General features: G+C 42.2%; 10 protein-coding genes. All 10 read left to right on the top strand.

The window, feature by feature from the left end:
* The first annotated feature begins 42 nt into the window (after positions 1 to 42).
* The 10 genes from AB5642_RS05425 to AB5642_RS05470 all read left to right on the top strand — a co-directional run bounded on the left by AB5642_RS05425 (position 43) and on the right by AB5642_RS05470 (position 17,700).
* Positions 43 to 2,049 (top strand): beta-galactosidase, encoded by a 2,007-nt coding sequence (locus AB5642_RS05425; RefSeq protein WP_173719357.1) that lies wholly within the window; start codon positions 43 to 45, stop codon positions 2,047 to 2,049.
* A gap of 284 nt (positions 2,050 to 2,333) precedes the next feature.
* Positions 2,334 to 4,043 (top strand): glycoside hydrolase family 2 protein, encoded by a 1,710-nt coding sequence (locus AB5642_RS05430; RefSeq protein WP_173719356.1) that lies wholly within the window; start codon positions 2,334 to 2,336, stop codon positions 4,041 to 4,043.
* A 61-nt stretch (positions 4,044 to 4,104) separates the two neighbouring features.
* Positions 4,105 to 6,522 (top strand): glycoside hydrolase family 3 N-terminal domain-containing protein, encoded by a 2,418-nt coding sequence (locus AB5642_RS05435; protein ID WP_148461305.1) that lies wholly within the window; start codon positions 4,105 to 4,107, stop codon positions 6,520 to 6,522.
* A gap of 224 nt (positions 6,523 to 6,746) precedes the next feature.
* On the top strand, positions 6,747 to 7,973 hold the full coding sequence (locus AB5642_RS05440; RefSeq protein WP_173719355.1) for a response regulator: 1,227 nt from the start codon (positions 6,747 to 6,749) through the stop codon (positions 7,971 to 7,973).
* A complete protein-coding gene (locus AB5642_RS05445; RefSeq protein WP_173719354.1) occupies positions 7,970 to 9,793 on the top strand; it encodes a sensor histidine kinase in 1,824 nt (607 codons plus the stop codon). The genes AB5642_RS05440 and AB5642_RS05445 overlap by 4 nt, the downstream gene beginning before the upstream one ends.
* A 178-nt stretch (positions 9,794 to 9,971) precedes the next feature.
* A complete protein-coding gene (locus AB5642_RS05450; RefSeq protein WP_148461308.1) occupies positions 9,972 to 11,699 on the top strand; it encodes an extracellular solute-binding protein in 1,728 nt (575 codons plus the stop codon).
* A gap of 70 nt (positions 11,700 to 11,769) precedes the next feature.
* On the top strand, positions 11,770 to 13,656 hold the full coding sequence (locus tag AB5642_RS05455) for a beta-L-arabinofuranosidase domain-containing protein (protein WP_173719353.1): 1,887 nt from the start codon (positions 11,770 to 11,772) through the stop codon (positions 13,654 to 13,656).
* Positions 13,657 to 13,852: 196 nt separating this feature from the next.
* Positions 13,853 to 15,286, top strand: coding sequence for an adenylosuccinate lyase (gene purB / locus AB5642_RS05460; RefSeq protein ID WP_118578518.1), 1,434 nt, complete (start codon positions 13,853 to 13,855; stop codon positions 15,284 to 15,286).
* Positions 15,287 to 15,347: 61 nt separating this feature from the next.
* Positions 15,348 to 16,628: an adenylosuccinate synthase gene (locus tag AB5642_RS05465; RefSeq protein ID WP_118578517.1), complete on the top strand. Its 1,281-nt coding sequence runs from the start codon at positions 15,348 to 15,350 to the stop codon at positions 16,626 to 16,628.
* A gap of 250 nt (positions 16,629 to 16,878) precedes the next feature.
* Positions 16,879 to 17,700 (top strand): HAD family phosphatase, encoded by an 822-nt coding sequence (locus AB5642_RS05470; protein WP_118578516.1) that lies wholly within the window; start codon positions 16,879 to 16,881, stop codon positions 17,698 to 17,700.
* The last annotated feature ends 84 nt before the right edge of the window (positions 17,701 to 17,784 follow it).

Consider the following 17,784-nt stretch of genomic DNA (forward strand, 5'->3'; position numbering starts at 1 on the left):
CGCAAACGCCTAAAAGAATAAACAAAAGAAGGGAATAAAAATATGAAAGCAGATTTTAAGCATATCCTATATGGCGGGGATTACAACCCGAACCAATGGCCGGAAGCAGTCTGGAAAGAAGATATGGAACTTTTCGATAAAGCTCGGATAAACAGCGCAACAGTCAATGTATTTTCCTGGGCAAAGCTCCAGCCGTCAGAAGAACGGTATGATTTTGAGGAACTGGACAAGGTCATTGAAATGCTGGGAAAAAACCATAAAGACATTGTCCTTGCAACTTCAACCGCGGCAATGCCGGCCTGGATGTTTCGGAAATATCCGGAGGTGGCAAGGACGGACTATGCGGGAAGGCACCACAAGTTTGGACAGAGGCAAAATGCATGCCCAAATAGCCCTGTTTACCAGAGATACGCGGCAAAACTGGCTCAAAAGCTTGCAAAAAGGTATGGACATCTGGACAGTGTGGTGTGCTGGCACATAAATAATGAATATAGCGGTGAGTGTTACTGTGAAAATTGCGAAAAAGCCTTCCGTGTCTGGCTTCGGAAAAAGTACGGGACGCTGAAAGCACTGAATGAGGCATGGAATACAGAATTTTGGGGGCACACCCTCTATGACTGGGAGGAAATTGTGCTGCCAAACGCTCTTGGCGAAGGTCTCGAGTGGTGCAGCGGCACAGCGTTCGCCGGTATTTCCATTGACTATGCCCGTTTTAATTCGGATAGTATGCTGGAAAATTTCAAGATGGAGCGGAACGCTATCCGCAGCGTGGATCAAAAGACTCCGGTTACAACAAATCTAATGGGAACGTTTAAGCAGCTGGATTATTTCAAATGGGCAAAGGAGATGGACGTCGTATCCTGGGATAACTATCCATCTTATGATACGCCGGTAAGTCTGACGGCGATGCAGCATGACCTCATGCGGGGCTTAAAGCAGCAGCCCTTCATGCTGATGGAGCAGACACCAAGCCAGCAGAATTGGCAACCTTACAATTCATTGAAAAAACCGGGGCAGATGAGGGCACAGAGCTATCAGGCGATCGCACATGGGGCGGATACGATACAATTTTTCCAGCTCCGCCGCAGTGTTGGCGGATGTGAAAAATTCCATGGAGCAGTCATTGCCCATGCAGGAACAGATAATACCAGGGTGTTCCGTGAGGTCACACAACTAGGGACAGAGTTAGAAGAGCTGGGAGATCAGATCCTGGGGACAGCAAATCCGGCTGATGTCGGGATATTGTTTGACTGGGATAATTATTGGGCATTGGAATTTACAAGCGGACCCCATAAAGATTTAAAATATGTGGATCAGATTCATAGGCATTATAAGTTCTTTTATGAAAAAAACATAGCTGTTGACATGATCCCAAGGGATGCAGATTTTTCAAAATATAAGCTGATCGTTGCGCCGGTGCTTTATATGGTTCATCAGGGTGTCAAGGAAGCGCTTGAAGCCTTCGTAAAGAAAGGTGGTGTATTAGTGACCGGCTTTATGAGCGGTATCGTAGGTGAATCAGACAATGTATATCTTGGTGGCTATCCAGGACCCCTCAGGGACTTGGCTGGAATTTGGGTGGAGGAGATTGACGCATTGGCTCCAGAGCAGAAAAATTCTGTAAAATTTAAAGATGGTACAGAGTTTACCAGCACAATGCTATGTGACTTGATTCATCTGGAAGGGGCCGAGAGCATGGCTGATTACAGCAGCAATTTTTATGCGGGTACACCTGCTGTCACCAAAAACAGTTATGGAAAAGGTACTGTTTATTATTTGGGGACTCAGCCAGAGGACTGTGCGTTTACAAGGATGATGGACTGCATAGTTAAGGAAGCAGCAGTCAAAAGCTTAGTAGATGAGCGGACATCCCTTGAAGTGACAGTACGGAAAACCAAGGAAAATACCTTTTATTTCCTAATAAATTTCAGTAAGGAAGAGACTGTGGTTCCTCAGTGTTTTGCAGGAATGCAAAACCTTTTGACGGGGGAAACGGTGTCCAGACAGGAAATTTTGAAACCTTTTGAGGTAGAGATCATAAAGAAATAGCCTGTATCTGAGGTTTCTAATAGGGATAAAAACGCAGGTTTGTCATTTTAAAATTTTTCCTGGCAATCTGCAAAAATATCTGCCAAAGAAAGCTGTTTATATGGTATCATAGATGTTAGAATAACTCCTTTCTTGGTGTATGGTTTATAGTTTCTCGACAACTCTATTATACCGTATCCAGTGAGGGGTTATTTGTTTTTTTGGGTAGTAAAAAAATGCCGTGTTTATGCGGCTTGTGGCGTTCCGCAAACGCCTATTTGAAAAAAAATAAAGGGAGAGAAAAGATGATTTACAGAACCGAACATCCAAAACCACAGTTTATGCGTGAAAATTGGTTGAATTTAAATGGAAGCTGGGATTTTGAAATTGATCATGGCGGAAGTGGAGAAGCACGGGAGCTTTACAAGCCGGAAGCAGACCTTTCAAAAAAAATCCAGGTGCCTTTTTGCCCGGAAAGTAAGCTGTCCGGGATTGGCTACACGGATTTCATGAATTCTGTATGGTATCGGAGAGAAATTGAAATTACAGAAGCCCAGTTATCAAATCTTGTGATTCTGCATTGCGGCGCGGCAGATTATTTTACCACAATATATGTGAACGGACAGAAATGTGGCACTCATAAAGGGGGATATGTTTCTTTCTCTGTGGATATTACAAGGTATCTTTTTGCCGGAAAAAATGTGATCACAATTCATGTGGAAGATGACACCCGTTCCCGCTTGATTCCGTCCGGAAAACAGAGCACCCATTATGAGTCTTACAGCTGTTATTATACCAGAACAACAGGTATCTGGCAGACCGTATGGCTGGAATTTGTTCCTGACACACACATTATAAAAACAAAATATTATGGGGACATAAACAATGGAACAATTACTGTTTTTGCAGAGCTTCAGGGAGCAGGAACCTTTGCGGTAAAAGCGTCCTACAAGGGAACGGCAATGGGAGAGGCTACAGTGAGCTCAGATGGCGGAACAGCAGTGGCAGTGGTGAAGCTGGCAGAAAAGCATTTATGGCAGGTTGGAAAGGGAGATCTTTATGACCTTGCCTTAAGCTATGGAGAAGATCAGGTGACAAGTTATTTTGGACTGCGCTCCATACAGCTTACAGACAAAAAGTTTCTGCTCAACGGAAAATCTGTATTTCAGCGTCTCATTCTGGATCAGGGCTTTTATCCGGATGGAATTTACACAGCACCTTCTGATGAAGAACTGGAAAAGGATATAAAACGATCCCTGGCAATGGGATTTAACGGTGCCCGCCTTCATGAAAAAGTATTTGAAGAGCGTTTCCTGTATCACTGTGACAGGCTGGGGTATATCGTCTGGGGAGAGTATCCCAACTGGGGACTGGATCACTCTTATGCAGACAGCATTTACGGAATCCTTCCAGAGTGGCTGGAAGAGATTGACCGTGATTTTAACCATCCTGCGATTATTGGATGGTGTCCGTTTAATGAAACCTGGGATGAAAAAGGAAGAAAACAGTTTGATGAGCTTCTTGCCACAGTTTATAAGGCAACGAAAGCAGCGGATCCAACCCGGCCCTGTATTGACACCAGCGGAAATTATCATGTGCTCACCGATATTTATGATTTGCATGATTATGAACAGGATCCGGAGATTTTTGCAGAGCATTACAAAGAGGTTGGAAAATCAAACAGGCTTGATTTCCGTGCGGCATTTGAAGAACGGCAGACATATAATGGAAAAATTCCCTTCTTTGTCAGCGAATATGGCGGCATTGGCTGGTCTTTGAGCAAGGATGCCTGGGGATATGGAAATACGCCGGATTCACCGGAAGCATACATGAAACGTCTGAAAGAGCTTACAGATGTTTTACTGGATAATGAGAACATGTTTGCACTTTGCTATACGCAGCTTACAGATGTGGAACAGGAACAAAACGGACTGTATACGTATGACAGACAGCCGAAATTTGATCCGGAAATTATTCATGCTATTTTTTCAAGAAAAGCTGCCATTGAAGATTAAGAGTAAAAACGTTCAAGCCTTACAGAAATAAATATATGAATATGACAGGAGAATACATAAAATGAGAAAATGGACACGTGTTGGATTTCAACCCAATCTTCCATTAGAGGAAAAAAGACGTGTGACGGAATGTAAGGAGCATATCAGACTTTCAAAGGAAGCTGCAAAAGAAGGTATGGTGCTGTTGAAAAATGAGAAAAAGCTTCTGCCTCTTGCAGAAGGAACCAGACTTGCACTGTTTGGGAAAGGAAGTTTTGATTATGTAAAAGGCGGTGGAGGAAGTGGTGATGTTGCGGTTTCCTACGTGCATAACCTTTATGATGGGTTTAAAATGCAAGGAAATGCAGTTATGCTTTATGAACCCCTGGCAGAATTTTACAGAGAAAATGTTCAGGAACAGTATAGGCAAGGTGCAATGCCAGGTATGACAATAGAACCTGAACTTCCAAAAGGACTTGCTGACGGTGCAAAAGCATTTGCAGATGTGGCAATTGTTGTAATAAGCCGTTTTTCATCAGAAGGCTGGGATCGCTCCAGCCTTGATAGTCAGTTAAGCGAAATGTCAAGGGAAGAGCTGGAAGATAACTACATGGCAAAACTGATTGCGAAAGCCTTTCCAGAGGGAGATTATTTTCTGACAGAGAATGAAAAGGCAATGTTGAACATGGTGAAAGAACGGTTTAACCGTATTGCAGTGGTTCTGAATGTCGGTGGAATTGTAGATGTTTCCTGGATAAAAAATGATGACCGGATTTCAGCCGCCCTTCTTGGCTGGCAGGGGGGAATGGAAGGAGGGCTGGCCATGGCAGAGCTTCTTCTGGGAAAAGGAAATCCGTCTGGCAAGCTGACTGATACATTTGCAGCTTCCTTAGATGATTATCCATCAACTGAAAATTTTCATGAATCCTGTGACTATGTAAATTATACAGAAGATATTTATGTAGGATACCGTTATTTTGAGACGATTCCAGGTGCAAAGGAAAAGGTTATATATCCCTTTGGATATGGGCTTTCCTATACTGATTTCAGAGTGCATACAGATTCTGTATGGGAAACTTCAAAACATATTTTTGCAGAAGTTCACGTGACCAATACAGGGAACATGGCAGGAAAAGAAGTGGTACAGCTTTACTTTAACGGACCACAGGGTCTTCTTGGTAATCCGGCACTCCGGCTTGCTGCTTTTGAAAAAACCCGTCTGCTTCAGCCTGGAGAAACACAGGTAGTTTATCTGTCATTTGAAAAAGCGGACATGGCTTCCTATGATGATCTCGGGAAAATTCAGAAGTCAGCCTATATTCTGGAAAAAGGAATTTACAGATTTTACATTGGAATCTCTGTAAGGGATACAGAAGAAGCCGCTTATACATTCGAGCTTACAGAAAATATAATTGTAAAACAGCTATCAGCGCATTTGGTTCCAACAAGTCTGAAAGAGCGTATGCTTTCTGATGGTACCTTTGAAATGCTTCCTCAGTATGAATGCAATGATATGAATGAATGTGCATTTGAAAAACTGAAAACGGAAGAAGAGGATTGTATTGTGCCAGAAGTGCGCTGGTGTTCCCGTCGAAAATGGTTTGATAATTGTGGAAGAAAACAGTTCATTGATGTAGCTGAAGGAAAGCTTTCATTGGATGAGTTTATGGCACAGTTAAGTGATAAGGAACTGCTTCATCTTCTCGGCGGACAGCCAAATACAGGTGTTGCAAATACATTCGGATTAGGAAATCTTCCTGAGTACGGGGTCCCTTCAGTAATGACTGCAGATGGACCAGCAGGACTACGCCTTAATATCGGATGTACTGTGAATACAACAGCCTGGCCATGTGCAACGCTTCTGGCATGTACCTGGAATCCGGCACTTGTATGGCAGGTCGGAAAGGCAGGCGCGAAGGAGGTAAAGGAAAATAATCTTGCTGTATGGCTGACACCAGCTGTAAATATTCACAGAAACCCTATGTGTGGAAGAAATTTTGAATATTATTCCGAGGATCCGCTGATTGCTGGAAAAATGGGTGCCGCTATGGTAAAGGGGATTCAGTCACAGCATATTGCAGCATCTGTAAAGCATTTTACAGCAAACAACAAAGAAACAAACAGGAAAAATAGTGATTCCAGGGTATCGGAGCGTGCACTTCGTGAAATTTATCTGAAAGGCTTTGAGATTATTGTAAAAGAAGCACAGCCTTGGACGATCATGTCCTCTTACAATGCTGTTAACGGACACCGTACTTCAGAGAGCTATGAGCTTTTGACAGATATTTTGCGTGGTGAGTGGGGATTTCAGGGTATGGTTACAACAGACTGGTGGACATGTGGAGAGCATTATAAAGAAATAAAGGCTGGAAATGACCTTAAAATGGCAACAGGGTATCCGGAGCGTGTGAAAAAAGCTATGGAAATGGGATTGCTCGGTCGACAGGAACTGGAACAGAGTGCAAGACGCGTATTGGAGCTTATTTTGAAAATTGATTAATTTTGTATAAAAAATCAAAAAAATAACAGATAAAAACATGAAATTGTAATATTCATTGAGGTATTATATAATAGTATAGTGTCAAAATATTTTTTGCTACTGGCAATGTTGATATTTTCGCACAACCCCCTTGGTCAGGTGATTGGCTGGCAGTGTTCCACGAACAGATCATTTGACGCAGGGGGTATTTGTGTTAAAAAATGTATGGGTGGGAATGAGAGCAAATGACAAGACGAAAAATTCTTATTGTGGAAGATGAAGTGCTGGTAAGATGTGGATTAAGGTCCATGGTGAACTGGGAAAAACTGGGGCTGGATGTAATTGGAGATGCTTCCAATGGAAAAGAAGCCCTGGAAATATACGAGAAAGAAAAACCGGATATTGTTATGACAGATATTAAAATGCCGGTTATGGACGGACTGGAACTGATCGAAAAAATACGGGAACAGGATCAGAGCACCAGGATTGTCCTACTGACCTGTTATGAAGAATTTTCTTATCTGATGAGAGCTATGAAGCTAGGGGTGTCTGATTATATTTTAAAACTAAAAATGAAACCTGATGAGATTGAAAAAGCAATGGAGAAGGTATGTAAAGAACTGGAACAGAAGAATCCCGATTCCAAAAATGAAACAAAAGCAGTGCAGGATAAATCAGATTTATTCGGGCAGTATGTTTTTTATCACCAGATTAATGAAAATACTTTTCGGGAACAGTTAAAAAAGCTTGATTTTCAGGTTTCGGAAAAATCATACCGAATCTGCAGGATGGAAATTGCAAATTATAAAGAGGTATGTGAAAAAACAAAAGACGAACAAGGAGCTTTGATCCAATTCCTGATCTTTAATATGACAGAGGAAATACTGGGAAAATATAAAAATGGAGAACTGATCCGGGAGAATGAAAAAAATTATCTTCTTTTAATTGAAGAAACGGAAGAGGATAACCAGAAAACGATCCTGAAGGAAATTGCCCGGGTATTGCGGGAACATATTATGGCGCAGGTCTGCTGGAAAATCAGCGGTGTGGGACGTTCCTGGACAGAGCTTTCCGACAGGTACCAGGAATGTAAGAAGAATGAAACAGAAAAACAAAAAGAAGATCAGAAAGCACAGAACTTGAAACAGTTAAGTATTGAAATCTATAAAGCAAAAGAGTACATAGACCAGCATCTGGCAGACAAGCTTACCTTGAACCAGGTTGCGGAAATTGTATGTTTAAGTCCTAACTATTTCAGCAGCATGTGGAAAAAGGAAATGCAGGTAGGCTTCGTGGATTATATTACAGAACAGAGAGTAGAAAAGGCCAAGGAGCTGTTTGCCACAACCGATCTTAGAACCCATGAAGTAGCAGAACTCACTGGCTTTGGGGACGACAGCTATTTCAGCAAGATATTTCGGAAGGTTTCCGGAAAGAATCCAGGCAGCTTCAGAAAGCGGAATATTTTATGAAAAAAGATGATACAGTAAAAATTCCATTTTATAAAAGTGTTTTTGGAAAAATGATAATAGCAGTATCCATTAGCTTTCTGCTTGTGATCATTATAAGCTTTATAGGTCTTTATATGGGAGTGAAGGGAGCCTTAAGAACACGTACAGAAACGGAACTTCTAAGATCTTATAAGCAGCTGGAACAGAACCTGGATACATTTGGAAGAGAAGTTGACCAGGTTGCCCTTCGTGTTTTAAATGGTTCTGATCTGGCAAGCCTGGTAGTATCCCATGGCTCTCAAACTAGCATGATAGAGCAAAGAATTGATTTTTTCAGCATGACAGACACGATTCTGGCAGAGTACAGCTTTATTGATTCCATTGTTTTTTATAATGCGGAAGATGTAACCTTATTTGCTGACGGAAACTGGAACATTACCTCTGAAAACAGTGAGAAAAGGGGGAAATTCTACACAGAGAGACTGAAAAACCGGAACGCAGTTCCACAGAAAAAACCAATCTGGTATGGAGGCTATAACAGCAGTGATTTTGTGGAAAATGACAGGGATAACCAGAAACTGTTGAATTATGTGAGCGTGTGCAGGCCTATTTTCCGGGGAGAAAAATATGGCTGGCTTGTGTTGAATGTGGATCTGGAACATTTTGTAAGCTATTACAATTCAATTTCACAAGATGGAGGCTGGTCAGAGGAAACCTATATGATCGACCAGTTTGGAAGGACTGTTTCAGAAACAAATGTATATGGGATAGGGGATGAAAAAGAAAATTTAATGCTGCAGCCAGAAGCTGCCCCAAAAATATTTGAATCCGGTAAAAATCTGATCCTGTGTTATCCGGTGGGCTTTTGTAATTGGACATTGGTAAATGAAACTCCAATATCTGAAATATTAGGAGACATCCAGGATGTTCAGGAAATTTTTATTCTGGCAATTGTCGCTTCGGTAACCATTTCAATTTTATTTCTTGTATTCTGGGTGAAATATATGACAACGCCCTTTGTAAAGGTGATAGATGCGCTGAAAATGGTACAAAACGGGCAGTTCGGCATTGTTTTGGAACAAGACCATGAGAATGGGGATGAGTTCTCTCTTCTGGTGAACAGCTATAATAAAATGACACTGGAAATATCAAGTCTGATCCGCAAAAATGTGGAAAATGAAAAATCAAAAAGAGATGCACAGATCCGCGCACTGAAGTCCCAGATCAATCCTCATTTTTTGTATAATACGCTGAATACAGTGAAATGGATGGCAATTGTGAAAGGCGAAAATGATATTGTGGACTGTATGGATGCACTGGCGGAAATGGTTCAGCCGATTTTCAGGGATACACGCAACAAGTGGTCAGTAGAGGAAGAACTTACTTATATCAAAAATTACTGCAGGATCATGAATTACAGATACGGTGAAAAAACAGTGCTTGGTATAGAAGCAGACAGTTCACTTATGTCTGCTATGGTGCCGAAATTTATTTTGCAGCCGCTTGTGGAGAATTCTTTTTTTCATGGTCTGGCAGAAAAAGAAATGCAGGAGCATAAAAAATTCCAGATATACGTAAAAGGGAAAAGAAAAGAGTATAAAACCAGGGACTGCCTGGAATTATGCGTATATGACAATGGAATTGGAATAAGCAGGGAAAACTGTGAGAAGCTCCGTGCAATTCTGAATATGGAGGATGACGGCAGACATATTGGGCTCAGAAACATATATCAGAGAATCAAGCTTCTTTATGACATGGAAAACGGAGTGGAAATTGGCAGTGATAATGAGAACGGTTTCCAGGTACTGGTCCGGATTCCTTATGAAGAAGAAAAATGGTAAAATAGTTATAAAAATCGTGGCTTTTTTCCATAAACCAGGAATGTGACGGGGATAAGATGTGCATAGAATTATGCCAAAAATCGGAAGGTTGTTTCTGGAAGATGTGTTCTGTTTTTGGTATCCTTTTTACAGAAACAAAACACGGCGCAACACCAAAAAAGAAAACAGGAGGTAGGAAATGAGAAGGAATTTATGGAAAAAGGTTACATCTGCAACCTTATGTGCTGCGATGGTTGGGGGAATTATGGTAAGCAACGGAGCCCTGGCAGTGCAGGCTGAGGAAGGGGAAGAAAAGGAAGTAATTACTCTCAGAGTCATGGGAGAAACAGGAATGGACGGCATTTCCACAGACGATGCAGTAGGACGCTATATTAAGGAAAAACTGGGAATCGTACTGGAATATACAAATGTAAGTACAGATCGATTAAAAGTGATGGCTTCCGGTGGAGATCTTCCGGATATTGTAGAACTTCATAACGGAGATATTGATGTTAAAAATCTGATCGATGCAGGATCGTTATGGGCCATGGATGACTGGCTTGCAGAAAATGGAGATAATCTGAAAGAAAAACTTCCGGATGCATTAAAGTATTCAAAAGATATTATTGGCGGAGGAAGTACTTATTTTATTCCGACAAATGTTCAGACAGAGAATAAAGATCTGCCAAATAAGAATGGCTTTGTAGGATTTTTTACAAGATGGGATTATTATAAGGAATTAGGATATCCGGATGTCAGCACTGAAGACAAATATCTGGATGTTTTAAAACAGATGGTAGATGCACATCCGACGACAGCAGACGGCAAGAAGGTTTATGCATTGTCTGGCTGGTCTGACTGGGGAATCTGGCCTTATATGATCAGTTACCCATTTGATATGGGCTATACAAATTCAGGAAATAATCAGTTCATAAACAATGAAACCGGTGAATTTGAAGATATGTTTACGGTAGAAGACGGACCATTGTGGAAAGCTCTTTCCTTCTATAACAAGGCTTATCGGATGGGCATTATGGATCCGGAAGCATTTACCATGAAAAACAGTCAGTATGATGACAAAATTAAAAACGGAGAGGTTCTGGTATGTAATTATAACTGGACACAGCCGGATAAAAATATCTGCGGTGAAGATGCAGCAATGTATATGATTCCTGGTACTTTCCCATATGCAATGCAGATTTATCCATATGCAAATCCGTTAGGATATCAGGCTGCGAATGCACTTGTAATCAGTGCGAACTGTGAATATCCGGAACGTGCAATGGAACTGATTGAATTCATGACCTCTGATGAAGGCGCAAGACTGGTACGTACAGGAGTTCCTGGCGAAGACTGGGATGTTGTGGATGGAGAACCGGAACTGATCGGAAAGCGCCTTGAAAACTTTACCAGCAATGATAAAGAGTATTCTGGCTATACAACTGACGGTGTACAGGGAATTGGCAAGTATAAATGGTTATCACCTTTATGGGAAACCAATCAGTGTGCAGATGGAGAACCGGTAGATTTAACTCTTTCTAAGAAATATGTTTTATCTAGTGTTACAGAGATAGATAAGGATTTCTGCAATTATTATACTGACGGAAAAGCACAGTATCCGGGAGAGGTTTATAAACAGCTGGTTGATGAAGGAAAATTAAAAACAAATAATGAAGATCCGGCAGTTGGTCTGGCAGCAACTTTAATGCAGCCTATATCTGATGAAGCTACAAGAATTGGCAACAAGGCATCCGAGTATGTACAGGCAAATATTGCCAAAATTATTACCTGCGAGGATGATGATGCTTTTGCAGCTCAGAGAGAAAAGATGATCAGTGATATCAATGCAATGGGATATGATCAGGTATTGGAAGAAGTTCAGGCAAACTTTGAGGATGCAAAGGCAGCAGCAGAAACATTTAAATAAATATAGCCATAAAAATCTAAGAGCCGTGAAAGTTTTCACGGCTCTTTTTAACCAAATAAAGGAGAATATAATGAAAATTAAATACAACGGAATTGCAGACGCAGCAGCGCGTTTTGTAGAAAAAGAGCAGCTGAAAAACAGAAGCCTATGGAAACTGACAGCAGATCAGTTTGCCAACTGCCCAGATGATGAGGATCTTGGCTGGAGAGGGGAATACTGGGGTAAGCTTATGCGTGGTGCATGTGAGACTTATCTTTATACCAGGGATGAAGAATTATATGAAATTCTCACAGAGTCTGTGGAGCAGCTCCTTTTTTATCAGGATGAGGAAGGCAGAATTTCCACATACAGCAAAGAAGCAGAATTCCAGGGATGGGATATGTGGGGCAGGAAATATGTACTTATGGGGCTGATCAGTTATTATAATATCTGCAGAGAAGAAGAGAAAAAAAGAAAAGTGATCCAGTCAGCAGAAAGACATCTGGATTATATTATGGCGCATGTAGGAAAGGAATCTGGAAAAAAGAAGATTACAGAAACTTCTGATATCTGGCAGGGAATCAATTCCAGCTCTATTCTGGAGCCGGTGGTTCTGCTGTACCGCATTGTGCATGAAAAAAAATATCTGGATTTTGCAGCTTATATTGTAGATTGCGGTGGAGCTCGGGAATTTAACATTTTTGAAGCTGCTTACCAGAATGAATTGTATCCTTATGAATATCCGGTTGTAAAAGCATATGAGCTAATGTCCTGCTTTGAAGGTCTGCTGGAATATTCCCTTGTTGTCAAAGAAGAAAAATGGCAGATTGCTGTAAAAAATTTTGTAGCGAAGCTTCTGGAATCAGAGAGAACGGTAGTGGGAGGTCTTGGCTGCAAAAACGAATTGCTGGATCATGGAAGTCTTATGCAGAGTGGTACAAAATATGACGGAATCATGCTGGAAACCTGCGTATCAGTTACCTGGATGAGGTTGCTGCGCAGAATGTACTATTTTACAGGAGATATCAAATATATTGATGAAATTGAGAGAACGGCATTTAATATACTTTATGGTTCTGTTAATTTTGAAAAGGCAGTCTGTGGAGAGGAAACCCGTTTTGATGAACCCTATTACAGGCAGGTGTATGACCGTTATACGGCAGACAAAGATGGCTGTATTCCCGCATTTGACAGTTATAGTCCATTAAGCTCCAATATACGTGGCCGTGCAGTGGGAGGATTTAAGGCAATGGAGGAAAACCAGGCTTTTTGCGGCTGTTGCATTGCAATCGGAGCAGCTGGAACAGCGCTTGTCCCGCTTCTTGGGACAGAAGTGCAAGACAGGCTGGTAAGAATGAATCTGTATATGCCGGGAAAACTTGAGTTTCTGATCGACAGTGTTCCCGTACAAATGGAAATAAAAACAAAGTATCCGGCAAATGGGGAAATTCGCATGAAACTGAGCATGACTCAGGAGGTCTGGTTCGAAACAGAGCTTCGAATTCCTGAATTTTCCAGGACATGCAGGCTGACAGTGCGAACGGCAGAAAATAATGAAGATACCGTTCTTCCGGAAGCAGAGAAATATTTTTCATTAAAGCGGACCTGGAAAGATGGAGATGAGATTGTATTAAATCTGGATATGAACCCCAGAATCCTGTGGGGAATGGAGAATCCGGAGGATGCCGACAGTGCCAGAAGAATGGCTGTGCTATATGGTCCGCTGGTTCTGGCAAGAGAAAAGCGCCTGGAGGAAAAGGAAGGGACGATTATGGACTGCCGGAAAGAAGAGGCGCTGAACAGACCTTTGAAAATTGAGAATACAAGAAAAGCACTATCCTACGACTTGAAAAAGAAGTATCAGTGCCTGTTTGACGTCACCATAGGGGAAGAGACCTTCCTGATGGTGGATTATGCGTCTGCCGGAAAAACCTGGAGACGGGATACGGAAATGGAAGTATGGCTACAGACGAAATAAATGTGCGGCAGAAAATCTGTAAGATAAAGGGCAAAAAAGAAATTTTTTGGAATTCAGAGTGTGAAATTGTGAACACGAAATTCCATCAGGGTCTTGCTTAAAATCTTTGGATGTTATATAATCCCCTTGTATGTGGAAAAAACAGTTGATCCGCAAAGTAAATGATAAAAACTTACTTAGAAACAGGAGAGAAAGAATGAGTACAGACAGATATACAAGCCCTTTGTCTGAGCGTTATGCCAGCAAGGAAATGCAGTACATTTTTTCACAGGATATGAAATTCCGCACCTGGAGAAGACTCTGGATCGCTCTGGCAGAGACTGAGAAGGAGCTTGGACTGAACATCACCCAGGAACAGATTGATGAACTGAAAGCTCATGCAGACGATATCAACTATGATGTTGCCAAGGCCCGTGAGAAAGAAGTGCGTCACGATGTTATGTCCCATGTATATGCTTACGGTGTGCAGTGCCCGAAAGCAAAGGGAATCATCCACCTGGGAGCAACATCCTGTTATGTAGGAGATAATACAGACATTATTGTTATGACAGAAGCTCTGAAACTGGTTCAGAAGAAACTGGTAAACGTAATTGCAGAGCTTTCCAAGTTCGCTGACAAATATAAAGATCAGCCTACACTTGCATTTACCCATTTCCAGCCTGCACAGCCAACTACCGTTGGAAAGCGTGCCACACTGTGGACACAGGAATTCATGATGGATCTTGAAGATCTGGAATATGTTCTTGGCACCATTAAGCTTCTTGGTTCTAAAGGTACTACAGGTACACAGGCAAGCTTTCTGGAACTGTTTGAAGGAGACCAGGAGACCATCGACAAGATCGATCCGATGATCGCTGCCAAGATGGGATTCAAGGAATGCTATCCGGTATCCGGACAGACCTATTCCCGTAAAGTTGATACCCGTGTTGTCAATGTTCTGGCAGGAATTGCAGCAAGTGCACACAAGATGTCAAACGATATCCGTCTTCTTCAGCATCTGAAAGAAGTAGAGGAGCCATTTGAGAAATCCCAGATCGGATCTTCCGCTATGGCTTATAAGAGAAACCCGATGAGAAGTGAGCGTATTGCTTCCCTTTCCAGATATGTGATGGTAGATGCCCTGAATCCAGCCATCACCTCTGCTACCCAGTGGTTTGAGAGAACCCTGGATGACTCCGCCAACAAGCGTCTTTCCGTACCGGAAGGCTTCCTTGCAATTGACGGAATCCTGGATCTGTGCCTGAATGTTGTAGATGGCCTTGTGGTTTATCCGAAGGTTATCGAGAAACACATGATGGCTGAGCTGCCATTTATGGCAACTGAGAACATTATGATGGACGCAGTAAAAGCAGGTGGAGACCGTCAGGAGCTTCATGAGCGCATCCGTGAGCTTTCCATGGAAGCAGGCAGGAATGTTAAGGTAGAAGGTAAGGACAACAACCTTCTTGAGCTGATCGCAGCCGATCCGGCATTTAACCTGACTCTGGAAGAGCTTCAGAAAACCATGGATCCGAAGAAATATGTGGGACGTGCCAAAGAGCAGACCGAAAGCTTTATTGCAAAAGTTGTAAATCCGGTTCTGGATTCCCACAAGGAAATGCTTGGAATGACAGCTGAGATTAATGTATGATAAAAGGTTGTTGTTTTCTTTTTTAATGAAATTCAGATCAGACACAGGAGGAATTTGAGTTATGATCAAAGCAGTAGTTGGAGCAAACTGGGGAGATGAAGGTAAGGGGAAAATTACCGACATGCTCGCTGAGAAAGCTGATATTATCGTTAGATTCCAGGGTGGTGCAAATGCAGGACATACCATTGTAAACGACTATGGTAAATTCGCACTTCACACTCTGCCGTCAGGTGTATTTTATGGACACACCACAAGTGTGATCGGCAACGGTGTTGCACTGAATATCCCTGTATTTTTCAAAGAATACAATGAGGTTGTAAGCAAAGGTGTTCCGGCACCGAAGATTCTGATCTCTGACAGAGCACAGATGGTTATGCCGTACCACATTCTGTTTGACCAGTATGAGGAAGAGCGTCTGGGAGGCAAATCTTTCGGTTCTACTAAATCCGGTATCGCACCTTTCTATTCTGACAAATATGCAAAAATCGGTTTTCAGGTAAATGAGCTTTTTGACGAGGATCGCCTGAAGGAGAAACTGGCAAGCGTTTGTGAAACTAAGAACGTTCTTCTTGAGCACTTATACCACAAACCGCTTCTGAACGTTGATGAGCTTTTTGCAGAGCTGATGGAATACAAGAAGATGGTTGCACCATATGTATGCGACGTTTCCTTGTATCTGAATAATGCACTGAAAGAGGGCAAGGAGATCCTTCTTGAGGGACAGCTTGGAACTTTGAAAGACCCTGACCATGGTATTTACCCAATGGTTACCTCTTCTTCCACACTGGCAGCATATGGTGCAATCGGAGCAGGTGTGCCTCCATATGAGATCCAGAAGATTGTTGTTGTAAGCAAGGCTTATTCCAGCGCAGTAGGTGCCGGTGCATTTGTTTCCGAGATTTTCGGAGAAGAGGCTGACGAGCTTAGAAGACGCGGTGGTGATGGCGGAGAATACGGCGCTACCACTGGACGTCCGAGACGTATGGGATGGTATGACTGTGTTGCATCTAAATACGGCTGCCGTCTTCAGGGGGCTACAGATGTGGCATTTACAGTACTTGACGTACTTGGCTATCTGGATGAGATCCCGGTTTGTGTTGCTTACGATATCGACGGAGAGATTACCACAGACTTCCCGACCACAGCCAGACTTGAGAAAGCAAAACCGGTGATCGAGAAGCTTCCAGGATGGAAATGCGATATCCGTGGAATAAAGAACTATGAGGATCTTCCGGAGAATTGCAGAAAATACATCGAATTCATCGAGGAGAAGATCGGATACCCGATCACCATGGTTTCCAACGGACCAGGAAGAAACGATATTATTTACAGAAATAAATAATTTGGAAAAAAGCGGCTGCGTATCAGACGCTTGTAAGTAAGAATACATTACTGGTTACAGAGTGATCGGTAATTGAAATGTGACTGCGCCGGAGGTTCTCTCCGGCGTATCTTGTATCTAGTACATCGAATATTAAGTAACTGCCATATTGACTTGTCTGATTTTTATTTGCTGCGCCAATATAGCAGAAACTTAATTTTCGATGCTCTAGATGACAAAAAAGAAAACGGATTTTATAAAGGAATAAAGAATGAAAAATTTTAAACGTGCAGCTGCCATTCTGGGAGTGGTAGTCTTACTGGCAGTTTGCTGTCTGCCTATGATCTTTGCTTTTGGCAGCGGCGACAACGCACAGGGGAATTTTAAGGCAGCAGTAGGTACTGTAATTCTGGTGCCAGTGCTGGCTTATGTATTTCTTATGGTTTATAAACTTTTGAAGAAAGAGGAAAAGGAGGTCGCAGGCGAAGTGAAAAACATAATTTTTGATGTGGGACAGGTATTGGTTTCCTATGATTGGGAAAGCTATCTGAAAGCGTTCCACTTTTCGGCAGAAGAAGAGAAGCTGATTGCTGAGAAGGTTTTTAAGAGCCAGATCTGGAATGAGCGTGACCGTGGCCTGTTTCCTGAAGAAGAATACCGGAAACAGTTTATCGCAGAACTTCCGGCCGAGTACGAAGCGGATGTAAAGCGTGTGATCGAAGAATCAGGAAAAACAATTGGAATTAAGGATTACGCCGAAACCTGGACCAGCTATCTGAAAAGCCAGGGCTATCATCTGTACATTCTGTCAAACTACAGCCAATTCATGCTGGATCAGACAAGACCAGGTAAAATGCCTTTTCTGAAAAATATGGATGGTGTGATTTTCTCCTGTGAGGTTCAGCAGATCAAACCGGAAGCTGATATTTATGAGACACTTCTTTCCAGATTCGGTTTAAAACCGGAGGAGAGCGTTTTCCTGGATGACCGCCCGGAGAACTGCGAGGCTGCAAGAAAGCTTGGTATTCATGCCATTGAATTCCATGATCTGAAGCAGGCGGCAAAGGAACTGGAGAAGCTTGGAGTAAAATAGAAAAAAACAGCAAAACAGGAAAGTTAACGCCCCGGCTTCAGCTAGTACTTCAGAAGCCGGGGCGTTTCGGGGAGGATATAAGTT

It is taken from the genome of Ruminococcus sp. 1001136sp1_2201st1_G3_2201SCRN_220225, from assembly GCF_040924365.1.
Classification (GTDB): domain Bacteria; phylum Bacillota; class Clostridia; order Lachnospirales; family Lachnospiraceae; genus Blautia_A; species Blautia_A faecis.